The organism is Gordonia abscondita (assembly GCF_032711245.1).
Taxonomy (GTDB): domain Bacteria; phylum Actinomycetota; class Actinomycetes; order Mycobacteriales; family Mycobacteriaceae; genus Gordonia.
This window is the reverse complement of record NZ_CP128986.1, coordinates 2,661,224-2,684,473: the sequence shown is the minus strand read 5'-3', so window position 1 is coordinate 2,684,473 and position 23,250 is coordinate 2,661,224. Positions and strand designations below refer to the sequence as shown.

The following is a 23,250-nucleotide window of genomic DNA, read 5'->3' as shown; positions in this document are numbered from 1 at the left end:
CATGGCGTACGAGTTCGACGTCGACGACGTCGCGTTCCTCACCTCGACACGAGGCGCCGAGGCGCTCGCCGACGCCGCCGGACTTCCGCTCACCGATGCGTCACTGTTGAAGGACGTGCCGACCCTGCGCGGACGGTACGCACCACACGAGGCCGCACTCGTCGAGACCGTACGCGCGCGGCGTCGCGCCGTCGGAAAGCTCGACGATCCCGACGTACTGCTATTGAGCGACACCTCGCTGCAACAGTCCACGCCGTCGGCCGTCGCCGCGCACCGCGCCGCCGACATCGCCGGACGCCATCCCGGTGCCGTCGTCCACGACGTGACGTGCTCGATCGGCGCAGAGATGCTCGCACTGTCGGCAGCGGACGGGCTGGCCGGTGTGGTCGGTAGCGACATCGACCCGGTCCGCCTCGCGATGGCCGCCCACAACCTACGTGGACGGTCCGGAGTGCAACTGGTACGGGCAGACGCGCTCGCCCCCTGCTCACAGGCCGACGTCGTGATCGCCGACCCTGCACGGCGCACCGCGCGCGGCCGCACATTCCGCCTCGACGAACTCGATCCGCCGCTCCTGGAACTGCTGTCGGTCTATGCGGGGCGACCGCTCGTCGTCAAATGCTCCCCCGGCGTCGACTACCGGATGCTGCGCGACCGATTCGGCGTCGAAGCTGCAGTGCAGGTGACGTCCCTGGACGGCGGTGTCCGCGAAGCGTGCCTGTGGACCGAATCCGACGATCTACCGGAGCGCCGCGCCACCGTCATGCGAACCGGCGGCGACGGCGCCGTACACGTCGACGAGTTGACCTCCGACGACCCCGACGACATCGACGAGTCCGGTGTCGACGACTGGATTATCGACCCCGACGGTGCGGTGGTGCGCGCCGGACTCGTCCGCCACTACGCGCATCGGCACCACCTACGGCAACTCGACCCGCAGATCGCCTACCTGACCGGCGCCACGATACCCGCGGGAGCACGCGGGCACCGGATCGTCGACCGGCTCGGTGTCAGCGAGCGCGGGCTGCGAAGTGCGCTCGCCGCCCACGACTGCGGCAGCCTGGAGATCCTGGTCCGCGGCCTCGACATCGATCCCGACCGATTACGCCGCAAGCTTAAGTTGAAAGGGTCCACACCGATGGCCCTCGTGCTGACCCGAATCGGCCGCACCGGTGTCGCATTCGTCTGCGAGCCCGGAGTACGCGCTTAGCCCCGGATCAGTCCGGGGCTAAGTCGCGGCGAGACCACCGGCGCGCTGCCCTACGGCTAGTTCTCCGGCTTCACTCCGGTAATCAGCACGTTGTAGAAGAACTCCGGCGGGACGACCTTGCGCAGGACGTTGTCGTCGAGCCACGTCATGCGCCGCCAGCCGCCGAACGCGAACCGGGCCCAACCCCAACTGAGCTTCTCCGGCGGCACCGCGGCTTCGAAAGTACGGACCGGCCAGCCGAGCATCGCGGCCGCCAGCTCTTCGCTCGCCGAACGCACCTCGACGGCGCCCGCGCCCGTCGCGAGCCTCTCCAGGTCGTCAGGCGAGAACGTGTGGATGTCGACGACCGCTTCGAGTGCGGCGGCCCGCGAGCTCTCGTCGAGCTCCTCCTGCGGGCGACGCCACGACTTGAGCGGGCCAAACTTCGTGATGTTCGTCGTCGCCCACCACGTGGCCCTGCTCATCCAACGCGCATAGAAGTCGCCGTACGTCGACGGCTCACCGGCGAAGACGAAACGCCCGCCCGGCTTGAGAACGCGCAGCACCTCACGCAAGGACTTCTCGACGTCCGGGATGTGGTGCAGCACAGCGTGGCCGACGACGAGGTCGAACGTGTCGTCCTCGTACGGAATGCTCTCCGCGTCGGCGACGCGGCCGTCGACGTCAAGCCCGAGGTTCTCGGCGTTACGGAGCGCGACCTTCACCATGCCCGGGGACAGGTCAGTCACCGACCCCTTCTCCGCGACCCCCGACTGCATGAGGTTCAGCAGGAAGAAGCCGGTACCGCAGCCCAGCTCCATCGCGCGCCCATACGGCAGATCAGCGTTGGGCAGGATCAGGTCGAGGCGACCGCGCGCATAGTCGATACACCGCTCGTCGAACGAGATCGACCACTTCTCGTCGTAAGTCTCGGCCTCCCAGTCGTGGTAGAGGACCTGCGCGAGTTTGGTGTCGGTAAGCGCGGCCTGCACTTGCTCGGCGGTGGCGTGCGGGTTCGGCGCCGGGTCGTTATTGTTGTCGATCGTGGTCATCGTCGTCCTACTTTCCGGTGAACTTCGCCTTGCCGGGACCGTTCGCCACGAACGACTCCATGCCGATCGTGCGATCGTCGGTCGCGAACAACGACGAGAAGAGCTGAGCTTCGATCTTGAGGCCGGTAGCCAGGTCGGTGTCCAAACCCGCGTCGACAGCCGCCTTGCCCGCGGCGAGCGCGGCCGACGCCGCATTCGCGAACTGGTCCGCCCACGCGAGGGCTGCGTCGTAAACGTCATCGGGAGCCACGACCTGGTCGACGAGACCGATCTGCAACGCCTCGTCCGCGCCGACGAAACGCCCACTGAAAATCAGATCCTTGGCGCGCGACGGGCCGATCAGGCGCGCGAGCCGCTGCGTCCCGCCGCCACCGGGAATCACCCCGAGCAGCACCTCCGGGACACCGAGTTTGGCGTTATCGCCGGCGATCCGGCGGTCCGCGCCGAGCGCGAGTTCGAGCCCGCCGCCAAGCGCATATCCGGTGATCGCCGCGACCGTCGGCTTCGGGATGGTCGCGATGGCACCGATCCCGTCCTGCAGCTTGCCCGCGACCTTCGACATGTCGGCGAACGACATCTCGTTCATCTCTTTGATGTCGGCGCCCGCGGCGAGCACCTTCGGTCCGCCGTAGACGACGACCGCTTTGATGTCGTCACGCGCCGACGCTTCATCGGCAGCCGCCAACAACTCGGCCTGCACTTGACGGTTCAACGCGTTCATCGGCGGACGGTTCAATCGGATCGTCCCGACGCCGGGATGGTCCGGCGATGTCTCCAGAGTCACGAACTCAGCCATGAACGCAGGCTACCGGTAAGTAAGCTGCCGGCCGCAATCAGTCCTCGTGAGCGAGACTCGAGCGCACTACTGTTACGTCATGGGTGCTGATGCTGTCGAGCTTTCCATCCCCGCGCCGGACGGGCAGACGAGAACGGTCCGGGTCAGCAGCCCCGACCGGGTGTACTTCCCCGAGGTCGGGATCACCAAACTCGACCTGCTGCGCTACTACCAGTCAGTAGGCGAGCCGATCACTCGTGCCCTACGCGGCAGACCCTGCATGCTTCACCGGTTCCCGAAGGGCACGACGGGAAAGAAGGTGCACCAGAAGAAGCTGCCCGCAGGCGCCCCCGACTGGATCGAGACCGTCGACGTGTACTTCCCGCGCTACTCACGGATCGTGCAGGAACTGTGCGTCACCGAACCCGCGGCCGTCCTGTGGGCCGTCCAGATGGCGACCGTCGAATTCCACCCCTGGAACTCACGACGCGCAGACCCGTCGCTTCGCTCGCCCGGTAACGAACCCCCGTCGCTTCGCTCGCCCGGTATCGAATCCCCGTCGCTTCGCTCGCCCGGTATCGAACGACCCGACGAATGGCGTATCGACCTCGATCCGATGCCCGACTGCGACTTCGGGCGCGTACGCCGCGTAGCTCACCTCGTCCACGAGGTCCTCGACGAGCTCGGCATCACCGGATATCCGAAGACCTCCGGCGGGCACGGCCTGCACATCTACGTCCGCATCGAACCGGACTACGAATTCACCGACGTACGACGCGCCGCCCACGCATTCGGAGCCGAAGTGGCCAGACGATCCGCGGACGAGGCCACCGTCAACTGGTGGCGAAAAGACCGCGACCCGTCGTCGGTGTTCGTCGACTTCAACCAGAACGCTCGCGACCACACGATGGCCGCCGCCTACTCAGTGCGCGCGACACCTCGCGCGCAGGTGTCAACACCGATCGCGTGGGACGAGATCGACGACGTCGAACCGGACGACTTCACCGTCGCCACCGTGCCCGAACGGCTCCGCCGGCTCGGCGACCTGCACGAACCGATCGACGACATCGCCTACCGCCTCGACACCCTCCTCGAGTGGGACGATCGTGACACCGCAGACGCCTGATAAGAACAGCCGCTAATTCGAGGCGTTCTTCTCCACGCGTCCGTCAGCGAGTGCGGCGAGATAGCTACCCGAATCCGCGAACCGCAGACCCGCGATGCCCGCTCCGTCGCCGATCGTCGGCTCGATCGGCGCGATGTCGCGCGGGGCGGACAACAGATCGTCGACAGTGCCGAATCCGGCGATCGCCCGCAACTGAGTCCAGGTGGGTGGCAGCAGGAAGTGCTCCCCCGCGTTCCAATCGGCGATCGCCGCAGCCGCCGTCATCCACTTCGCTTCGGCCGCCTCGCTGGTGTCGCCGTCAGCCGCCTGCCCGTCAGGCATCGACGCCAGGAAAAAGCGGGTGTCGTAGCGGCGGCTCTCGTTCTTGGGCGTGATCCAATGCGCAAGCGGCCGAAGGAGGTCCGCACGCAGGACGAGCCCCTGCGCGTCAAGGAATTCACTGAGCGAGATCTCCTTGGCCTCCAGTCGCGCCCGTTCGCCGAACAACGACGCCGGATCGTCGTGCACCGCATCCGCAGTGCCGGCCAGCAACACGCCGCATTCCTCGAACGTCTCGCGGACCGCAGCACACACGAGAGCACGCGCCGACGCCTCGTCGGTCGAGAACACGTCGGCCCAAAACTCGACGTCCGGCCCCGACCACTGGACAACGGCATCGCAATCCCGAGGATCCACACCGCCGCCGGGGAAGACCGTCATGCCACCCGCGAACGCCATCTGCTTGACCCGGCGCTGCAGGAAGACCTCGATTCCGTCCTGTCCGTCGCGGACGAGGACGACAGTGGACGCGTCCCGCACGGGGACCTCACTGGATTCCGACACGTGGCTCTCCTCTGCTCTCGCCCACCACTCTCGCCCACCACTCTCGCCCACCACTCTCGTGATTGAAAGTTAATCGACACTAACCGACGTGTGAGGTCAGGCGCGGCGGTGCCCTCCGGCCCGCCGCGCACGGCGCGCGAAGTAACGCCCGTCGTCGTAACTGAGGACGATGTTTTGCCGGAACGTCTTGGACAGGTTGTCGGCGGTCAACGTCTCGTCGATCGCCCCCTGTGCGACGACGCCGCCCTCGGACAGCATGAGCACGTTGGTGAAGCCAGGAGGGATCTCCTCAACGTGGTGGGTGATCAACACCATCGCGGGCGCATCCGGGTCGGCGGCGAGCGCACCAAGCCGATCGACGAGCTCTTCGCGGCCGCCTAGGTCGAGTCCGGCCGCCGGCTCGTCGAGCAGCAGCAGCTCCGGATCGGTCATCAGGCCGCGAGCGATCAACACCCGCTTGCGTTCCCCTTCGCTGAGCGTGCCGAATGTGCGGTCGGCGAGGTGCTCGGCGCCCATCGACTCGAGAGTGTTCGTCGCCTGCGCGCGGTCGGCCGGGTCGTACTCCTCGCGCCACCGGCCGAGGACCGCGTAGCCCGCCGAGATCACGAGGTCGGAAACCTTCTCATCGGCGGGGACGCGCCCGGCCAACGCCGAACTGACCAGCCCGATGCGGGTCGACAGTTCACGGACGTCGGTGCGCCCGAGTCGTTCACCGACGACGAACGCCTCACCGCGCGTCGGGTGGTCGAGCGCCGCCGCCATCCGCAGGAGCGACGTCTTCCCCGCGCCGTTCGGCCCGATGATCACCCACCGCTCGTCGAGCTCCACCCGCCAGTCCACCGGACCGACCAGCGTCTTGCCGCCGCGCACCAGCGAGACGTCGTGGAATTCGATCAGCAGGTCAGGGTCAGCGATGCGTTCGGTCACGCCTCCATGGTGCCGGATGGACCATCGGACCGGTGACGGAGATACACGATCTGGGAATAAACAGGCGGGATATGTCGCTGCACGAGAACGTGACCGACTCTTCATCCCCGCTCGCCGCTTCCCCGCTCGCCGCCATTCCCCTCTCCCTCCTCGACCTGGCACAGGTCGGCTCCGAGGAGCCGGTAGCACAAGCGTTGAGACACTCGACCGAACTCGCGACGTTCGCCGACGGCCACGGATACGAGCGCATCTGGTACGCCGAACACCACAATATGGCGACCATCGCGTCGTCCGCTCCCGCCGTGCTGATCGCGCACATCGCCGCGCACACCTCGCGCATCCGGCTCGGCGCGGGCGGCGTCATGCTCCCCAATCACTCCCCTCTCGCGATCGCCGAACAGTACGGCACCCTCGCCGAACTGCACCCCGGTCGCATCGACCTCGGCCTCGGGCGTGCACCCGGCGGCGACCAAGCTGTGCTCCACGCGTTGCGTCGCACGCATGCCGCATCCGAGCAGTTCCCCCGCGACGTCGTCGAACTGCTCCGCTACTTCTCGGGTGTCGGCGTCGACGGAGTCCAGGCGGTCCCCGGCAGCGGCACCAACGTTCCGCTCTACATCCTCGGGTCGTCACTGTTCGGTGCGCAACTGGCGGCAGCCGTCGGGCTGCCTTACGCATTCGCGTCCCATTTCGCACCGCAGGCTTTGGAACAGGCCGTCGACGTCTACCTGCGCGACTTCCGGCCTGCCGCACTGCCCGACGGCAGCCAGTCCGAGCCGTACGTGATGGCTGCCGCCGCGGTGATCGCCGACGACGACGCCGACCGCGCAGCCGACGAATTCCACAAAGCTAAGGTCGGCCGGATCAAGCACCTGTTCAACCGAGGGCGGAACCTGACGGATGCCGAAGCCGAGATGCTGCTCGACAGCCCGCAGGGCGGGCAGGTGAACGAGATGCTGCGTTACGCGGCCGTCGGCACACCCGCACAGGTCCGCGACCAATTGGCATCGTTCGCGCGCCACGCCCGAGCCGACGAGCTGATCCTCGCCCCGCTCGCAGTCGACCGCGGCGTCTCCCTCGGCACCGTCGGACACCTCGCCCCGACGCCGTAACCCCCGACCAGCGGGCAGCGTCTCAGCCGGCGAGCGGCTGCACACTCATCCGCTCGGCGATCACGGTCATCGAGCCGGGGGCCACCTCGGTGAAACCGGCGTCGCGGACAGCGGCGGCGGTGCCCGCGGCCGCGGCGTCGCTCAACGACGCCCAGCGCGCGGCGTCAGAGCGTCGAACGTCCAGCGGGCATCCCGCGTCGTACCAGGCCTGCGCCTGATCGAGAGCGAACAGCTCGACGCCGAGCATCGATGCGTGCCCTACCTGAGCGGCCGACTTGCCGACGGACATCTCCAGTCCGGGGTTGAGCCACAGGCACAGCCCGTCCACGTCATCCGCCCGATCGCCGCCTGATAGCTCGCCGCCTGCCAACTCGCCGTCGACGTCGGTGCCGCCGATTTGAAGCTTCCGAATCCGTTGGTCGACGTCACCGACCCGCCCCGGGACGAACGCTCGGGCACGGCAGCCGTCATGTTCGGCCGTCACTCCCCACAGAGTCTGCACGTCGCGCCATTGCTTTCCGCGCGCACGCCGCGCGATCTTGCGGATTCGCGCACCGCTCCACTCGTCGAGGCTTGGAGCCCACGGCCCGCCGTGCTCGCCGCGGGCGTCCAGACACACGAGCACTGCGGCACGGGCCGCCGCTACCAGTAGCCCGTGCTTGTTCGGCGGGTCCGTCTTCTCGATCCGCAGCACCACCTGCATCGCGAGGACGTCCGCTGGATCGGCCGGATCGTCACCGCCGCCGACGTATCCGACGAGCCGCCCGTACGAGTCGGCGAACACCGTCCTACGACTCCAGCGGCACGCGCCGGAGGGTGCCGTCCTCGATGTCGGCGGCCTCGATCTCGTCGCGGGTCACACCGAGCATGAACAACACCGCGTCGAGGAACGGGTGGTCGAGTGTCGTGTCGGCGACCTCACGGAGTGCAGGCTTCGCGTTGAAGGCGATGCCCAAGCCGGCCGCCGCCAACATGTCGATGTCGTTGGCGCCGTCGCCCACCGCGATCGTCTGTTCCATCGGCACACCGACCTGGTCGGCGAACGCGCGTAGTGCCCGCGCTTTACCCGGCCGGTCGACGATCTCGTCGATCACCCGACCGGTGAGCGTGCCGTCGACCACTTCGAGCGTGTTCGCGCGGACGAAGTCGAGTTCGAGTTCTCTGGCGAGCGGGTCGATCACCTGACGAAATCCGCCCGACACCACACCGCAGTGATAGCCGAGACGGTGGAGAGTGCGGATGGTGGTGCGCGCCCCCGGCGTCAACTGCAGCAGCGACGCGACGTCGTCGATCACCGACTCGTCGAGCCCCTCCAATGCCTTGACGCGTTCGTGCAAGGATTCGGCGAAGTCGAGCTCGCCGCGCATTGCGGCCTCGGTCACCGCCGCGACCTCAGCTTCCCGTCCCGCCGCAGCGGCCAGCATCTCGATGACTTCACCCTGGATGAGCGTCGAGTCGACGTCGAATACGATGACCCGCTTCGCACGCCGCGCCAGTCCGCCACGGTCGACGGCGATATCGATCGGAAATCTCGACGCGACGGTCACCAGACCGGCGCGGAGTGCGGTGTCGGTCGACGCGTCGTCACCGACGGTCACCAGAAGCTCCAGCCCCGTCAACGGGTAGTCGGCGACTCCGCGAATCGAATCGATGTTCCCGCCGCATCCCGCGACTTCGGCGGCGACCGCCTGGAACGACTCGGCCGACACCGGCTGCCCCAAGATGACGATCGCGTGCGACGACGGGCGGTGCCCATGGCTCGTCGCGTCCACCGCCAGTTCCACCGACATGCCGCGCGAATGCATCGGCAGGTCGACGGCGTCGAGGACGGCAGCCGCCGACCCGGTCGTCGTCACGAGGACGCCGAGCGTCAGATGGTTGTGAATCACCACCTGCTCCACGTCGAGGAGGTCGACCCCGACACCGGCGAGCGCCCCCATCAACGACGAGGTCACGCCCGGCTTGTCCGGCCCGCTGACGGTGATGAGGATGGTGCGCTTGGAGTCCACTTTTTCCACCCCTGAATTATGCGGCCTGCACCGCGGTCGGAGCGAACCGGGCGGCAGACCGACGACGAGACCCGCCCGAGTGAACTCGGACGGGTCTCGTCGCGTGCCGCAGTACGGCAGTTATGTCTGTCTAGTGCAGACTCAGTGCGTCTTATGCTTCTCGCTGCCCCAACCGACATGGGCTTCGTCGCGCATGCGCTCCACCATGTGCGGGTAGTGCAGTTCGAACGCCGGGCGCTCAGACCGGATGCGCGGCAACTCGGTGAAGTTGTGACGCGGCGGCGGGCAGCTGGTCGCCCACTCGAGCGAGTTGCCGAAGCCCCACGGGTCGTCGACGGTGACTACCTCGCCGTAGCGATAACTCTTGAAGACGTTCCACAGGAACGGCAGCGTCGAGATGCCCAGGACCAGGGCGCCGATCGTCGACACCAAGTTCAATGTGGTGAAACCGTCCGACGGAAGATAGTCGGCGTAACGACGCGGCATGCCCTCGTTGCCCAGCCAGTGCTGCACCAGGAACGTCAGGTGGAAGCCGATGAACGTCAGCCAGAAGTGCCACTTGCCGAGCGTCTCGTCGAGCATGCGCCCGGTCATCTTCGGGAACCAGAAGTAGATGCCCGCATACGTGGCGAACACGATGGTTCCGAACAGCACGTAGTGGAAGTGCGCGACGACGAAGTACGTGTCCGAGACGTGGAAGTCGATCGGCGGTGCGGCGAGCAGGACGCCCGTCAGGCCACCGAAGAGGAACGTGACGATGAAGCCGATCGAGAACAGCATCGGGGTTTCGAACGTTATTCGACCCTTCCACATGGTTCCGATCCAGTTGAAGAACTTCACACCGGTCGGAATCGCGATGAGGAACGTCATGAACGAGAAGAACGGAAGCAGAACCGAACCGGTGACGTACATGTGGTGCGCCCACACGGCGACCGACAATGCGGCGATCGCGAGGGTCGCGTACACCAGGCCCGAGTAGCCGAAGATCGGCTTACGCGAGAACACCGGGAACACCTCGGACACGATGCCGAAGAACGGAATCGCGATGACGTACACCTCGGGGTGACCGAAGAACCAGAACAGGTGCTGCCACAGGATGACGCCGCCGTTGGCCGGGTCGTACAGGTGGGCGCCGAACTGGCGGTCCACTTCGAGGCCCATCAGGGCTGCGGTCAGGAGCGGGAAGATCAGCAGGATCAAGACGCTGGTGACGAGGATGTTCCACGTGAAGATCGGCATGCGGAACATGGTCATACCCGGTGCGCGCAGGCACACGACGGTGGTGATCATGTTGACCGCGCCGAGGATGGTGCCCAGACCGGCGACACCCAGACCCATGATCCACAGGTCGGCGCCGACGCCCGGCGAGTGCACCATGTCGGTGAGCGGTGTGTACGCGGTCCAGCCGAAGTCGGCCGCGCCACCCGGGGTGAGGAAGCCGCCGAGCACGGTCAGGTTGCCGAACAAGAACAGCCAGTAGCCGAGCGAGTTCAGCCGCGGGAACGCGACATCGGGCGAACCGATCTGCAGCGGGAGCACGAAGTTGGCGAAGCCGATGACGATCGGCGTCGCGTACATCAGCAACATCACCGTGCCGTGCATCGTGAACAGCTGGTTGAACTGCTCATTCGACAGGAACTGAAGTCCCGGATGAGCGAGCTCGCCACGCATCAGAAGCGCCATCAGTCCGCCGACGAGGAAGAAGGCGAAACAGGTGACGATGTACATCTGGCCGATCAGCTTGTGATCGGTAGTGGTGATGAGCTTGTAGAAGAAAGAGCCCTTGGGCTGGTAACGCTCCGGATAGGGGCGCTCGGCCTCCACCCGGGTCGTCGGCTGATCTACCGCGGTCACTGAATCCTCCTCGTGAGCACCGTCGCGTCGGTCATCCTGGTCGGCGGCACTGGACCTTCGTCCGTCTACTGCTGTGGCGCCGACCGAAGACAGCGCGCTGCATCACTGATCGTAGACCAGAGCCGGGTGCAATTCCGAGTGGGTCCTACGAACTGTCGTATTACGTGTTCGCGGCCCGATCACCGTGCCGCGCACCGGTGCTAGCGTGGGCGCGTGCATCAATTCCCTCGACGCCTCGCTCGCGGCCGTATGAGCTCGACCGCCGCCGCGCTGGCGTGCACCGCAACGCTCGCCGTCGGACTGTCCGCGTGCGGCAGCGACGACGGGGTGCTGCGCACGCCCGACGGTTCGGTGATCTCCACGACGACGACGCGCTTCGCCGAGGTCAACATCGTCGGCGCGGGACGCGACTACTCACGCACCTGCCTGGCACCGACCGCTGTCGACCCGGGTCGCACCGACGCGAAACGTATCGTCGTCACCGATCCGGCACTGTTGGACGGACTGTGCGCGCTCGGCCTCGGCCCGCAGGTCCGAGCGATCACAGCGGCGCCGGGTTCGGTGCCGGAATACCTCGGTCCGCAACTGGCCTCGGTTCCCGCCGTCGGCGACACGCCCGATGCGCAAGCGGTCCGCGAAGCGGCGCCCGATCTGGTCCTGTCGACGCCCGGCACCGCGGAGCGGCTCGACGCGTTGACCGCGACGGACGCGCTCGGCAAGGCGCGGACCGTCGTCGTCGATCCGGCGGGAGACTGGAAGGCGTCGCTGCTGGCGGTCGCGGACGCGACCAACCGGCGGGCCGCGGGCAAGCAGCGCGTCGACGAGTTCATCGCCGAAGCCGCCCGAGTCGGCCAGGTGATGGACGCCTCACACAGCCAGGTGTCGCTTGTGCGTTTCACCCCGGACGAGGCACTCATCGAGGGCACGTCGCCGTTCGGCGCGCAGATCATGTCGCTGGCCGGCGTGGCCCGGCCCGCGCCGCAGCGCACTCCCGGCTCGGTGCCGATGACGGACGGCAACATGGCAGACGCCGATGCCGACCTCATCTACGTCAGCTACGACGGCGCCGCGGGACGCGATCGCGGCGAAGAGGTTCTATTGTCGGACGAATGGCTCAATCTGGGCGCCCCGACCTGGAAGCGGGTGCTGTCGGTGGACGACGAGGTCTGGTACGGGCAGCCTGGACTCGCCGCCGGGTGGCTGGTCCTCAACGATCTCAAACAGTCGCTGAACGGCAGTTCGGCGAGCAGCTAGCCGCAGTTTGTCGGTAGCTCGGCGTACAACGACGACTGTGAAGGCAACGGTGTCTGTGAAGGCTCCCCCCGTGCGCGTCTTGTGGCGTCCCGGCCTCGGCCTCGCGGTGTGGTCGGCAACGACCGCTGCCGCTGCGGCCGGGACACTCCTAGATGACGTCGCCGACGTCCCGTCGACGCTGGCAGATCTGATCGGCGGACGCCGGCTCCGTCACCCCGTAGAACTCCGGACGGTAGGCGGTTCCCGCGAGTACGTGCACACGACCGCTGTCGGAGTGCCGACCGCGGTGCAACTCCTCGACCGTTTCGAGCACGACCGCCCGGGCGGGGACATCGCGTTCTACCGCTACCTTCTCGCCGGGGTCCGCGCGGTGATCGACGCGGGCGCGGTCGCTCCCGGGACGGTCGACGTGGCCGGGCTCACCGAAGTGCGCTGGCTGCCGATGCCGACGAGCGCGTGGCGCGCCTGGATGCACGTGGCGCATGGCAGCGCGCCCCGCTCGATCGCCGACAACGGCGGATCGGCGGCGATCACCGATTTCGCGAACGAGCTGCTCGACCATGAGATCAGGCGCCGGATCGGTGACCGGGTGGGTTCCCGAGTTCCGTTGATCGCCGGGCTCGCCGCGCCCGCGCCGTCGCCTATCGCCGATCTGCCTGGCGCGCGCAGCGCATGGACCGACTGGTTGGCGACTGTCGGCCCAGAATCGGCGTCGCTCGTGCTGCGCTTGCACGAACCACCGGACGAAGCCGTACCGCACACACAGACGCGGTGGCGCCTCGAGGTCTGCCGCCACACCTCGACCGGCGACATTGTGCCCGTCGCGCCGCACCGGATCGACCCGCACGAACTCGAGTCAATCACCGGCGACCTGGCGACAGCGGTCCGCTCGTTCGGCCTGCTCGCCGTCGCCGACACCGACCCGCATTCACTCGACTTCCTCCTCGACACCGGAACGGTCGACGAGTTGTTCACACACGGAGCCGAGTCGATCTCACAAGCCGGCATCACCGTGTTGCTCCCCCGCACGATCGCCTCGGTGTCGCCGAGCCTGTCCCTACGCTCCGCGACCGCGATCCCCGACGGCGGAGCGCGCCCCGGGTACGTCGGACTCGACGAGATCTCCGATTTCGAGTGGCGACTGGCCCTCGGCGACGCCCCGGATTCGCCGGAACTGTCCCAGTCCGACCTTGACGAACTCGCCCAGCAGCACGGGAATCTGGTGAAGGTGCGGGGACGCTGGCTGCGCGCGGAAGGTGCTGCGCTGCACCGCGCGGCGTCGTTCCTCGCCGCCCAGCGCGCTATCGCAGATCCGGATGCGAAGCCCACGATGGCGCAACTGTTGGATCTTGTCGCCGACCCGATGGATAAGCTGCCGGTGCCAGTCTCCTCGGTGCACGGCCTCGGTTGGCTCGACGACGTCGCGCGGGGCGGACCGATCGTTCCCGAACCGGTGGTCGCGCCAGCGGCCCTGCACGCGACGCTGCGCCCGTACCAGCAGCGCGGACTCGACTGGATGCACACTCTCGGATCGCTCGGCGCGGGAGCCGTGCTCGCCGACGATATGGGCCTGGGCAAGACGGTGCAGGTCATCGCGTTGCTGACGACGATGCGGGCAGCTGATGAGACCCGGCCACCGGCCCTCGTGGTGTGCCCGATGTCGGTGATCGGCAACTGGCATCGCGAGCTGGCGACATTCGCGCCCGAATTGCGCGTCGTCGTGCACCACGGGACCGGACGCTCGATCGAGGCAATCGGAATCGGCGAAGTCGACGTCGTGCTGACGACGTTCGCCACGCTCGCCCGAGACCGCGCCGAACTCGCTGCCCTGGAGTGGGGCGAACTCGTCGTAGACGAGGCGCAGCATGTGAAGAATGTGAACACCGCAGCGGCGAAAGCGTTGCGCGCCATACCTTCTCGTCTCCGTATCGCATTGACGGGTACACCGGTGGAGAACCGTCTGGAGGATCTTCGCGCGGTCGTCGACCTCGTCAACCCAGGCCTGCTCGGGACGGCGTCGACGTTCCGTTCGCGATTCGCCGAACCCATCGAACGGGACCGCGACCAGAACGCGCTCCGCCGTCTGAACACTCTCACCGGCCCGTTCATCCTTCGCCGCACCAAAACCGATCCGGATGTCGCTCCGGACCTGCCGGACAAGTCCGAACTCATCGTGCGGACCAACCTGACAACTGAGCAGGCCAGCCTCTATCAGGCTGTTCTCAACGAACTCCACGAAGCACTCGCCGAGCGCAACCCAGTGGGCGAACGACGCCGCAACGTTCTCGCAGCACTCACCCGACTCAAGCAGATCTGCAACCATCCCGCCCATTACCTCGGTGACGGGTCACCGCTGTTGCGTAGACGTCGACACCGCTCGGGGAAGGTCGAGTTGCTGATCGACATCCTGACCACGTTGATCGCCGAGGGCGACAAGGCACTCGTGTTCACCCAGTTCGCGGTGTTCGCCGATCTGCTCAGCGAGTGGCTGTCGCCGGTCCTCGGTGTCGACGTGCCGGTGCTGCACGGTGGTCGCTCGCGCACCGACCGTGACCAGATGGTCGAACGATTCCAGGGCGACGACGGTCCGCCCGTGCTGATCGCCACGTTGAAGGCCGGCGGGACGGGCTTGAACCTTGTCGCCGCCAATCACGTCATCCACGCCGACCGGTGGTGGAATCCGGCGGTGGAGGACCAGGCGACCGACCGCGCGTACCGGATCGGTCAGACGCGCAACGTGCAGGTTCGCAAGTTCGTCTGCGTCGGAACACTCGAGGAGCGGATCGACGAGATGGTGACAGCCAAACGGGAACTGTCTCAGTTGACGGTGAAGACCGGCGAGAGTTGGCTGTCGGACCTGGACGACGATGCCTTGTTCGACCTGCTCGCGTTGCGCGATGAAGCGGTCGGCGAATGAGCGGGCGGAGACGAACCGCGGCTCCGGTCCGCGGCTACGGGATCACCGGCTGGTCACGCGCCTTCGTGTCCGTCGTCGAGGCGGGCGCCGACCACCGCCATATCACCGGCGCGCGACGCTACTTCCGCGATCGGCACGTCGACGCGGTGGTGATCGGCGACGGGACGATCACGTCGTCGGTGCGCGGTACGCAGCTCGACCCGTTCGACGTGATCCTGCGGACGCGAACCGTCGACGCGGACACCGTCGTCAGCTTGCTCCGGACGACGGGCGACGTCGATGATCTGCTCGCGTTGGCGCGCGGCGAACAGCCCGTCGGCCTCGGGAATTTGGTCGCGCCGACGGAGTCGGCCGACGTCGAGTCGAGCTGTACGTGCCCGGACGACGCGCCGCGTTGTATCCACGTATTGGCGACCGCGTTCGAGGTGGCCGCCGAGATCGATCGGCGGCCAACCATCCTGCTACAGGTCATGGGCACGGATCTGCCTGCGTTACTGGCGGCCGCGGGCGGCGACGCTGAAGCGTCCGACGACGCACCGGCCGCAGACACCTCGACCGGGGACGTTTTCCCCGAAGACTTCTACGGCGACACCGTGGTCCTCCCGCCCCCTCCCCCGTTTCCCGCCGTGCACGCGCTCACCGAGTTGGAGCCGGCAGCACTTCGCACGGCCTTGCGCGCGTCGGGTGTTCCCGCGACGCAGTTAGCCGAAGCGTTCGACGATTTGGACACCTTCTACGCCGAGTTGAAGCGCCGGACGTGAGAATAAATCGCAGGATGCCCGACCCGGGGTAACTCCCGCCTCGCCGACCTCGGTCAGTTGATGATCTCGGCGTCGACGCGGATCGCCGCGAGCCGATCGCGCCACAGTTGGAGTTCGTCGGGAGTGAGGCGTGCCCAGTCGGTCACCTCGCGCACCACGGCCAGGGGTGCTTCGCTGCGATACGACCGGGTCGGGTTGCCTGGAAACTTGCGGTCTGTGACATTCGGATCGTTCTCGAACGAGCCGGTCGGCTCCACCTCGTAGACGTGCGGTTCGCCGTTCTCGAGCGCCGCGATTTCGGCCGCGAGACCAGCGCCGTCGGCGACTGCCGTGAAGTAGATGTGGTTCATGACGACCTCGGACCGATAGTTGGACCGATGTCCGGCCGTCAGCAGATCGCCGACGGACAGTTCGGCTCGGGTGCCATGGAAGAACGGTCCAGGATCGAGAACGTCACTCATCTGGTCGAGAATACGTCTGTCGAGGCATCGGAGTCAGAAGCCCCGGCCTCCATCGATCAGCCTGTCTCAGGCAATGGTTTGCCGACCGAACCTAGTTCCAGGTACCTGGTGCCCGACTGTCCCCGTTCTGTTCCCGCTCCGGCCGGAGTGCGGTGATACCGATCAGCACCGCGCCGACAGTCAAGACGATGCCTCCGAGGAGCACTGATCCGCGCAGACCGAAGAGCGAGCCGAGAACCCCCACGGTGACACCGCTGAAGGTCATCATTCCGGGGCCGAACATCGTGTACGCCCCGATCACCCGACCGCGCTGGTCGTCGGGCGCCCGCAACTGCACGATGCTCATCTCCGTCGCCTCGGAAGTGATGCGGGCGATACCACCGACAACGAGGGCCACCACCGTGACCGCGTAGATGGGGCTCACGGCGAACACGAGGGTGCTGATGCCGAGCAGCGTCGCGCTGATCACCGCCGTGCGTGCCGTCGTCGGTACCCGGCCAGTGGCTTCGAGCAGGAAGCCGCCGATCACACCGCCTGCACCGTTCGCGAAGAGCAGCGCCCCATAGGCCAGACCCGCAGATCCTGCGCCGAGGTCCTCGGCGAACTCGGGCATCGCGTTCTGGATGACGGCGCCGACCGTGGCCGCGCTCAGCGCCGAGAGCAGGATCATGCCGAGCAGTTGTCGGTCTTGTCGGATCGTGCCGAGCACGGCGAACGCCGAAAGGAACGTCATCGGCTTCTCCGACGCATACGCGGCTTCGACCGATGGCACTGGATCCAGTGCGGCCAACGCTGCGTCGCGACCTGCGCTCGGCGTCACCTCGGCTGCGCTGCGCCGGTCGATGCGGACGAACCAGAGGAACATGGTCAGTGGCAGGTAGAACAACATACTGACGAACATGCCGACGGGCGGGCCTAAGCCGAGCAGCAGGGCCGAGCCGACGACCGGTCCGGCGAGCATCGCGAGTGACCGGAATGTTGCGTTCATGCGGATGGCGCCCGGGAGTTGATCTGGGCCGGCGAACTTGTAGAGCATCATCTGCTCGGCGGGCATCCATAGGCAGCCCGCGAGCCCGTGCAGCACGAGTAGGACGCAGGCGTGCCAGAGCTCCAGGGTGCCGGTCAGGAAGATCACGCCCCAGGTGAACGACACGGCCATGAAGAGGGCCTGCGCGATCTGGATGATCCGGCGTGGGTCGAAGCGCTCTGCTAGCGCACCGGCAGCCACCGAGAACAGCAGGCACGGAAGCCAATGACTGACGATCTGAAAGCCGACGGGCCAGGGCGAGTGGAAGGTCTGCCAGAGCACCCAGTAGGCGAGCACGTGCTCGACGTTGTCGGCCATCATCGACAGCGCGCCGCCGACGATATACGGCCCTGACCTGCCGTCGCGGAGCGCCCCGAACTTCCGCGGCGGCGCACATACCGTGTCGACGCTATCCACGAGTCGCCGCCTCGGGCGTAACGGAGGCTGATGCGCGCCGTACGACGAGTGCAGCGCACACGCATAGCGAGGCCGCGACAATGAGTGCGGGTGCCAGCACACCGGTGCCGCTCATCCCGATGAGGAGGCCGATCAGCGGCGGGCAGATCACGGCTCCGGCCATGGCTCCGGCGATGACGTAAGCGAATGCCGAGCCTTGAGCGCGGTTGGTTGCGGCAAGCCAGTTCAGGCCGTTGGGGAAGATCGGTCCGATGAATAGGCCCGCTGCGAGGTAGGCCCAGATCGTGACCGAGGGGATCAGAGCGACCGTGATCGCCGCGGTCATGCCGACGGTGCTGACGATGACTATTACGGACGGGTCAATGCGATGCACGAGCGGGACGACGAGAAACCGCCCGACGACCATCATCAACCAGAATCCCGAGGTGGCCAGGCTGGCAGCGTGGGCATTGTGACCGAGATCGAGCAGGCGTGTGGGCTCCCAGTTACCGATCCCGGACTGCACGGCGAAGTGGGCGATGTAGAGCACCAGCAGGCCGCCCACGATCGCGACCCCGACGCGTGTCGCGCGCGGATTCGCGCCGGACGAGGACGGCTGCGCTGCCGCGACGTCGGCAGGTGTCGGACGGGGCGAGAGCCCACGCATGCTCGTCAGCGCCGCGACCCCGACCACGGCGATGGCGCCGAACAACAGAGGATAATGTTCGGCCCCGATGGTCGCGATCAGGGCGGGTGCGGCGACCGTGCCTATACCGAAGCAGGCGTGCGCGACATTGACCAGGGCTGGGCCTCGGGAGCCTTGTCCGAGGATGAACAGTTGCGTGATCAGCGCGTCGCAGCCGCCGAAGCCGAATCCGGCGACAACCGCGCCGGCCAGCACGAGAGGCCAGGTCGGCGCGAAGCAGATCAGCCCTGCCCCGAACGAGATGAGCACGAGGGCGATGGACACGGCGAACCGATTTCCCCAGCGACGCAATACCGGTTGCGCGCTCAGAACGCCGACGACCGCGCCGATGGACTGCACAGCCAGACCGCTGCCTGCGACCGCCTCAGATAGCCCGAAGCGCGCCTGCAACTCGGGGATCACTGGCCCGTAGGCCGCCATCATCCCGCCGACAGCCACCATCGCCACACAGGCGCCGACTGTCGAGCTCGGGGTGAACAGTCTCGCCACCGCGTCACCCTCCAACCATCCGAGCCAACCATGCGAATCACGTTAAGGGCTTAAGAGCATCCCTTTGTCGCTAATCTAGCATCATGGCGGAAGGAGTAAAGAAATGGACGGTATCCCCACGGCATCGCGATCCGAGCGCCGAGCCGGCCCCCGAGCGACGCCGCAACGTTCGCCGCTGGTCTCGCAAGTGATCGAAATTCTGCGCGATGCCATCAGCGAGGGCCGCTGGCCCGTGGGAACGAAGCTACCGGTCGAGGCAGAACTCGCCACCGAGTACGGGATCAGCCGCACCACCTTGCGGCAAGCCATCCAAGCCCTCGTGCATGTCGGTCTACTGGAGACCATTCAGGGCAACGGCACCTTCGTCCGTGGGACCGTCGAACTCGATGCCGTTCTCTCCCGCTATCTCGCCGGAGAGAGCGAAACCGCCGTCCTCGAGGTCCGGCTCGCGCTGGAGACGACAGCTGCCGCGCTGGCCGCCGAACGCGCGACCTCCGAGCAGATCGAGGCGATCATCCGGGCCATCGGCGATGCGGACGACGCGATCGCCGGAGGCCTCTCCGATGCCGTCGCTTCCACCCGCGTCCACGCAGCGATCGTTTCCGCGTCGAGCAACCCGATTCTGCGTCACTTTTACGAAGTCCTTGAAGCTGCAACCACGAGGACGATGCGGGAGACTTCGTCCCCGGAGCCACCGGAGCGGTTCCAGGACGACCATCGTGGGATCGTCCAAGCGATCCGCGATCGGGATCCGGACGAGGCCCGCCGCCTCGCGCATGAACACCTCATGCCCGTCATCGAGGCGGCGCGGGAGGCGGGCGGCGCGACAGCTGACTGAGCGCGACCACCCTCCCCGTCGTTTCGATAAACTCCGGATCTTAGAAGTCCCAGTCGTCGTCTTCGGTGTTGACAGCCTTGCCGATGACGTACGAGCTGCCCGAGCCGGAGAAGAAGTCGTGGTTCTCGTCGGCGTTCGGTGACAGCGCCGACAGGATCGCCGGGTTCACCGCTGTCTCGTCCTTCGGGAACATCGCCTCGTAACCGAGGTTCATCAGCGCCTTGTTCGCGTTGTAGCGCAGGAACTTCTTGACGTCCTCGCTGAGTCCGACCTCGTCGTAGAGGGCTTCGGTGTAGTCGGTCTCGTTGTCGTACAGCTCGAAAAGCAGCTCGAACGTGTAGTCCTTGAGTTCGGCGCGACGCTCGGCCGTCTGAGTCTCGAGTCCCCGCTGGTACTTGTAACCGATGTAGTAACCGTGAACTGCCTCGTCGCGGATGATCAGGCGGATCATGTCCGCGGTGTTCGTCAGCTTGGCACGCGAAGACCAGTACATCGGCAGGTAGAAGCCGCTGTAGAACAGGAACGATTCAAGCAGGGTCGACGCGACCTTGCGCTTGAGCGGATCGTCGCCACGGTAGTAGTCCATGATGATCTGCGCCTTGCGCTGCAGATGCTCATTTTCCTCCGACCAGCGGAACGCCTCGTCGATCTCCTTGGTCGAGCACAGGGTGGAGAAGATCGAGCTATAGCTCTTAGCGTGCACCGACTCCATGAAGGCGATGTTCGTCATCACCGCCTCCTCGTGCGGCGTGACCGCATCCGGGATCAGCGCGATGGCTCCGACGGTGCCCTGGATCGTGTCGAGGAGCGTGAGGCCGGTGAAGACACGCATCGTCAGCGTCTTCTCGTAGTCGGTGAGCGTGCCCCAGGACGGAATGTCGTTGGACACCGGGACTTTCTCGGGGAGCCAGAAGTTACCGGTCAGACGGTCCCAGACCTCGGCGTCCTTGTCGTCGGTCACACGATTCCAGTTGATGGCCGACACCCGGCTCACCAGCTTCACCGGAGCACCTTCGGCGGGACTGTGGGCGATCTCAGACATGACACCTCGCGTTGAAGAAATGGTGATCGTTAGAACGGCTCAACCCTACCGCTTGGGGCGGACATCGGAACGGAGCACAACATCGTGTGTCTTCGCGTGGATCGGCGTGGCGCCGCCAACACGCCGATAGAATCGGCTCATTCTGCGACGACGCGAGGGAGCCGACGTGACGCACGTGCCCCCTACTCGCTCAGGATCACATCTCGTCCGCCGTCGTGTCCGCTACTACTACTTGCTGGTCGCGCTGATCGTCGCCATGTTCGCCGCGGAGACGGTGATGCATTACACCCACTACACGTGGTCTCGGGCGATCGTGACGATCACCGCGCTCGTCGCCGTCAGTCTCGGCCTCGGCTCGGGTCTGCGCGCTGACGACCTCGGTCTGTCGACGGACACTTGGGCCCGGGGTGCGCGCTGGGCGGCCGTGATCGTCGTAGTCGTCGTGGTCGCCGTCGCTGTGGCGCTGACGATCCCGCCGGTGCGCGAACTGTTCCACAACGCCGCGTACCGCGATCTTCCGTGGGCGCTGTGTTCGGCGTTCATCCTGATTCCGCTACAGACGGTGATCCCCGAAGAACTCCTGTTCCGCGGTGTCGTGACCGGCGCACTGCTCCGACGTCATTCCGTCGGGATCACGATCGCCGCGCAGGCAGTCCTATTCGGACTGTGGCATGTGGTGTCGTCGCTCGGTCTGTCCGACGCCAATGACGGAATCGGCGATGTCGTCGGCTCCGGAGCCACCGGGCAGGCGCTCGGGGTGTTCGGCGCAGTCTCGTTCACGGGAGCCTCGGGGGCGGTGTTCGGCTGGTTGCGGGTGAAGACCGGGAGTCTGCTGCCCTGCTTCGCGCTGCACTGGGCGGCGAACGGTGCGGGCGCAGTCGCCGCGGCATTCGCGTGGAAGCTCGGGTGACAGCCTGGGCCGGCTGGACATCACCGCTAGCCCAGACCAACTAGCCACGACTCGACGAGCCCAGACTCGACGCCGATTGAGCACTGGCGAGCATCAACACCGGTGTCCATACGCCTGATCGACGCAGGTCGCGCACTACTTCATAGCCGCTGCGGCCGGGCATCATGATGTCCAGCACAATCACGTCGAAGTCGTCTCCGCTCGCGGCGTCCAACCCGGTGATCCCGTCGGCGGCCACGGCGGCGGTCCATCCCTGCGAGACCATCGTCCGGCGCACTGTCTCCGCGATCGCCGGGTCGTCATCGATCACCAACACCTTCACTGCCCCACCGGCATTCTCCCACGCCGTGGTTCGGTGCGAACTGTGTCGGGTCAATGACGGACCACCAGCACGAATCTACGAAATTCGTATCTCAGTTCCGTCGGCCTTGGTTACCGTGAAGGCCACCAGCCCAATCCTAGAATTTGTGAGGCCCCATGCCGGAGCACGGAATACAAGTCGACATGCCCCCGGCGGCCAGACTCGCCATGAAAGGGCTCGGTTACTTCACCTGGCCACTGAAGATCGACGACTACCTGGCTCTGATCAACCCCCTGTGGTCAACTGCGGAACTGCGCGGGCGCATCGAACGTATCCATCGCGAGACCGATGACGCACTGACCGTCTACATCACCCCGGGTTTCCGGTGGCGCGGCCACGAGGCCGGACAGTACATTCGGATCGGTTTCGACATCGAAGGCAAGCGGCACTGGCGCGCTTACTCGCTGAGCAGTGATGGTTCTCGGCCCGACGGGCAAGTGACGATCACGGTCAAACGCACACAGGAGGGCGTCGTCTCCAATTGGCTGCACGGACCGCAGGCCCTCGGATCGCTGATCACCCTGGGACAAGTGGATGGGCAGTTCACTCTGCCCGATCCGGTCCCGGAGCGGTTGCTATTCCTGACGGCGGGCAGCGGAGTAACCCCGGTGATGGCGATGATCCGCTCGCTCGAACGCTCTCACGCCATGCCCGACACTGTGCACCTTCACTCGGCGCGCACCGCAGAGGAGGCCATCTTCGCCGGTGCCCTCTCCGACGCGTCCAGCGCAGATCCGGCCTATCGTTTCATGCCTCGGTCGACCGCGACCGACGGGCGGATCACTCCCGCCGACCTCGATGAGCTCTGCCCCGACTGGCGCGAACGGCACACTTTCGCTTGCGGACCGGGAGCGATGCTCGACGACCTGACCGAGCACTTCGGCGGCGCCGGGCTCGACGACCGACTACATCTGGAGTCCTTCGAGCACATCCTCACCTCGACTACCGGTCAAGGAGGCACGATCACCTTCACCCGGTCCGATGCGCGGGCCGACTGCGCGGGCGATCAGGTGATTCTGCAGGCCGGTGAAGACGCCGGAGTGGAGATGCCCTTCGGATGCCGGATCGGCATCTGCCACACCTGCACCGGAATGCTCTCGTCCGGGACGGTCCGTGATCTGCGGACCGGGAACGTAACCCGGGCCGGTACGGAGGTCCGTACCTGCGTGAATTGCCCGGACGGCGACGTCACCATCGATCTCTAGAAACCGACAAGGATAGG

The 23,250-nt window shown here is 66.4% G+C and carries 21 protein-coding genes; 9 read left to right on the top strand and 12 right to left on the bottom strand.

Annotation, left to right across the window (positions count from 1 at the left end; all coding sequences use genetic code 11):
* Position 1 precedes the first annotated feature (1 nt).
* Positions 2-1,210 carry a THUMP-like domain-containing protein gene (locus MP11Mi_RS12670; RefSeq protein ID WP_420039268.1) on the top strand — a complete coding sequence of 403 codons (1,209 nt, stop codon included), beginning with the start codon at positions 2-4 and terminating at the stop codon, positions 1,208-1,210.
* Between the two features lie 56 nt (positions 1,211-1,266).
* Here MP11Mi_RS12670 and MP11Mi_RS12665 read toward each other — a convergent pair whose 3' ends face one another.
* Together MP11Mi_RS12665 and MP11Mi_RS12660 are read right to left on the bottom strand one after the other, a co-directional pair.
* Positions 1,267-2,241, bottom strand: a complete 975-nt coding sequence (locus MP11Mi_RS12665) for a class I SAM-dependent methyltransferase (protein WP_420039267.1) — start codon at positions 2,239-2,241, stop codon at positions 1,267-1,269.
* A 7-nt stretch (positions 2,242-2,248) separates the two neighbouring features.
* Positions 2,249-3,037, bottom strand: coding sequence for an enoyl-CoA hydratase-related protein (locus tag MP11Mi_RS12660; protein WP_420039266.1), 789 nt, complete (start codon positions 3,035-3,037; stop codon positions 2,249-2,251).
* A gap of 79 nt (positions 3,038-3,116) precedes the next feature.
* On the opposite strand from MP11Mi_RS12660, the gene MP11Mi_RS12655 reads away from it, so the two are divergent.
* Entirely contained in the window at positions 3,117-4,142 is a 1,026-nt protein-coding gene (locus MP11Mi_RS12655; protein WP_420039265.1) for a DNA polymerase domain-containing protein, read from the top strand.
* Between the two features lie 12 nt (positions 4,143-4,154).
* Here MP11Mi_RS12655 and MP11Mi_RS12650 read toward each other — a convergent pair whose 3' ends face one another.
* Together MP11Mi_RS12650 and MP11Mi_RS12645 are read right to left on the bottom strand one after the other, a co-directional pair.
* Positions 4,155-4,964 carry an NUDIX hydrolase gene (locus MP11Mi_RS12650; protein ID WP_420039264.1) on the bottom strand — a complete coding sequence of 270 codons (810 nt, stop codon included), beginning with the start codon at positions 4,962-4,964 and terminating at the stop codon, positions 4,155-4,157.
* 96 nt (positions 4,965-5,060) lie between these two features.
* On the bottom strand, positions 5,061-5,891 hold the full coding sequence (locus MP11Mi_RS12645) for an ABC transporter ATP-binding protein (protein ID WP_420039263.1): 831 nt from the start codon (positions 5,889-5,891) through the stop codon (positions 5,061-5,063).
* A gap of 71 nt (positions 5,892-5,962) precedes the next feature.
* On the opposite strand from MP11Mi_RS12645, the gene MP11Mi_RS12640 reads away from it, so the two are divergent.
* Complete coding sequence (locus MP11Mi_RS12640; RefSeq protein ID WP_420039262.1) at positions 5,963-7,003, top strand: LLM class flavin-dependent oxidoreductase; 1,041 nt, start codon at positions 5,963-5,965, stop codon at positions 7,001-7,003.
* Between the two features lie 22 nt (positions 7,004-7,025).
* On the opposite strand, the gene MP11Mi_RS12635 is transcribed toward MP11Mi_RS12640, so the two are convergent.
* From MP11Mi_RS12635 to ctaD, 3 genes are all read right to left on the bottom strand, one after another.
* The gene (locus tag MP11Mi_RS12635) at positions 7,026-7,787 is read right to left on the bottom strand and encodes a peptidyl-tRNA hydrolase (protein ID WP_420039261.1); all 762 of its coding nucleotides are present in this window, start codon (positions 7,785-7,787) and stop codon (positions 7,026-7,028) included.
* Positions 7,788-7,791: 4 nt separating this feature from the next.
* On the bottom strand, positions 7,792-9,021 hold the full coding sequence (gene serB, locus MP11Mi_RS12630) for a phosphoserine phosphatase SerB (protein ID WP_420712785.1): 1,230 nt from the start codon (positions 9,019-9,021) through the stop codon (positions 7,792-7,794).
* Positions 9,022-9,153: 132 nt separating this feature from the next.
* Positions 9,154-10,866, bottom strand: a complete 1,713-nt coding sequence (gene ctaD / locus MP11Mi_RS12625) for an aa3-type cytochrome oxidase subunit I (RefSeq protein ID WP_420039260.1) — start codon at positions 10,864-10,866, stop codon at positions 9,154-9,156.
* Between the two features lie 249 nt (positions 10,867-11,115).
* Between ctaD and MP11Mi_RS12620 the strand changes: the two genes are divergently transcribed.
* From MP11Mi_RS12620 to MP11Mi_RS12610, 3 genes are all read left to right on the top strand, one after another.
* Positions 11,116-12,120, top strand: coding sequence for an ABC transporter substrate-binding protein (locus MP11Mi_RS12620; protein WP_420042088.1), 1,005 nt, complete (start codon positions 11,116-11,118; stop codon positions 12,118-12,120).
* Between the two features lie 70 nt (positions 12,121-12,190).
* Positions 12,191-15,037, top strand: a complete 2,847-nt coding sequence (locus tag MP11Mi_RS12615) for a DEAD/DEAH box helicase (RefSeq protein ID WP_420039259.1) — start codon at positions 12,191-12,193, stop codon at positions 15,035-15,037.
* Complete coding sequence (locus MP11Mi_RS12610; RefSeq protein WP_420039258.1) at positions 15,034-15,798, top strand: SWIM zinc finger family protein; 765 nt, start codon at positions 15,034-15,036, stop codon at positions 15,796-15,798. The genes MP11Mi_RS12615 and MP11Mi_RS12610 overlap by 4 nt, the downstream gene beginning before the upstream one ends.
* A 53-nt stretch (positions 15,799-15,851) precedes the next feature.
* Here the strand turns inward: MP11Mi_RS12610 and arr are convergent, their stop codons facing one another.
* The 3 genes from arr to MP11Mi_RS12595 all read right to left on the bottom strand — a co-directional run bounded on the left by arr (position 15,852) and on the right by MP11Mi_RS12595 (position 18,877).
* Positions 15,852-16,259 (bottom strand): NAD(+)--rifampin ADP-ribosyltransferase, encoded by a 408-nt coding sequence (gene arr, locus MP11Mi_RS12605; RefSeq protein ID WP_420039257.1) that lies wholly within the window; start codon positions 16,257-16,259, stop codon positions 15,852-15,854.
* Between the two features lie 91 nt (positions 16,260-16,350).
* Positions 16,351-17,703: an MFS transporter gene (locus tag MP11Mi_RS12600; RefSeq protein WP_420039256.1), complete on the bottom strand. Its 1,353-nt coding sequence runs from the start codon at positions 17,701-17,703 to the stop codon at positions 16,351-16,353.
* Positions 17,696-18,877: an MFS transporter gene (locus MP11Mi_RS12595; RefSeq protein WP_420039255.1), complete on the bottom strand. Its 1,182-nt coding sequence runs from the start codon at positions 18,875-18,877 to the stop codon at positions 17,696-17,698. The genes MP11Mi_RS12600 and MP11Mi_RS12595 overlap by 8 nt, the downstream gene beginning before the upstream one ends.
* A gap of 103 nt (positions 18,878-18,980) precedes the next feature.
* On the opposite strand from MP11Mi_RS12595, the gene MP11Mi_RS12590 reads away from it, so the two are divergent.
* On the top strand, positions 18,981-19,715 hold the full coding sequence (locus MP11Mi_RS12590; RefSeq protein WP_420039254.1) for a FadR/GntR family transcriptional regulator: 735 nt from the start codon (positions 18,981-18,983) through the stop codon (positions 19,713-19,715).
* 40 nt (positions 19,716-19,755) lie between these two features.
* Here the strand turns inward: MP11Mi_RS12590 and nrdF are convergent, their stop codons facing one another.
* Positions 19,756-20,757 carry a class 1b ribonucleoside-diphosphate reductase subunit beta gene (nrdF, locus tag MP11Mi_RS12585; RefSeq protein ID WP_420039253.1) on the bottom strand — a complete coding sequence of 334 codons (1,002 nt, stop codon included), beginning with the start codon at positions 20,755-20,757 and terminating at the stop codon, positions 19,756-19,758.
* A 166-nt stretch (positions 20,758-20,923) separates the two neighbouring features.
* Between nrdF and MP11Mi_RS12580 the strand changes: the two genes are divergently transcribed.
* Positions 20,924-21,667 (top strand): CPBP family intramembrane glutamic endopeptidase, encoded by a 744-nt coding sequence (locus tag MP11Mi_RS12580; protein ID WP_420039252.1) that lies wholly within the window; start codon positions 20,924-20,926, stop codon positions 21,665-21,667.
* Between the two features lie 40 nt (positions 21,668-21,707).
* Here the strand turns inward: MP11Mi_RS12580 and MP11Mi_RS12575 are convergent, their stop codons facing one another.
* Positions 21,708-21,977, bottom strand: a complete 270-nt coding sequence (locus MP11Mi_RS12575) for a response regulator (protein WP_420039251.1) — start codon at positions 21,975-21,977, stop codon at positions 21,708-21,710.
* A 194-nt stretch (positions 21,978-22,171) separates the two neighbouring features.
* Between MP11Mi_RS12575 and MP11Mi_RS12570 the strand changes: the two genes are divergently transcribed.
* Complete coding sequence (locus MP11Mi_RS12570) at positions 22,172-23,233, top strand: ferredoxin reductase (RefSeq protein ID WP_420039250.1); 1,062 nt, start codon at positions 22,172-22,174, stop codon at positions 23,231-23,233.
* The last annotated feature ends 17 nt before the right edge of the window (positions 23,234-23,250 follow it).

Coding starts and splice junctions, on each gene's coding strand:
- MP11Mi_RS12665 (WP_420039267.1), bottom strand. CDS start 2,241: ATGACCACGATCGACAACAATAACGACCCGGCGCCGAACCCGCACGCC.
- MP11Mi_RS12610 (WP_420039258.1), top strand. CDS start 15,034: ATGAGCGGGCGGAGACGAACCGCGGCTCCGGTCCGCGGCTACGGGATC.
- MP11Mi_RS12670 (WP_420039268.1), top strand. CDS start 2: ATGGCGTACGAGTTCGACGTCGACGACGTCGCGTTCCTCACCTCGACA.
- MP11Mi_RS12590 (WP_420039254.1), top strand. CDS start 18,981: ATGGACGGTATCCCCACGGCATCGCGATCCGAGCGCCGAGCCGGCCCC.
- MP11Mi_RS12570 (WP_420039250.1), top strand. CDS start 22,172: ATGCCCCCGGCGGCCAGACTCGCCATGAAAGGGCTCGGTTACTTCACC.
- MP11Mi_RS12655 (WP_420039265.1), top strand. CDS start 3,117: ATGGGTGCTGATGCTGTCGAGCTTTCCATCCCCGCGCCGGACGGGCAG.
- MP11Mi_RS12620 (WP_420042088.1), top strand. CDS start 11,116: ATGAGCTCGACCGCCGCCGCGCTGGCGTGCACCGCAACGCTCGCCGTC.
- nrdF (WP_420039253.1), bottom strand. CDS start 20,757: ATGTCTGAGATCGCCCACAGTCCCGCCGAAGGTGCTCCGGTGAAGCTG.
- arr (WP_420039257.1), bottom strand. CDS start 16,259: ATGAGTGACGTTCTCGATCCTGGACCGTTCTTCCATGGCACCCGAGCC.
- MP11Mi_RS12640 (WP_420039262.1), top strand. CDS start 5,963: ATGTCGCTGCACGAGAACGTGACCGACTCTTCATCCCCGCTCGCCGCT.
- MP11Mi_RS12660 (WP_420039266.1), bottom strand. CDS start 3,037: ATGGCTGAGTTCGTGACTCTGGAGACATCGCCGGACCATCCCGGCGTC.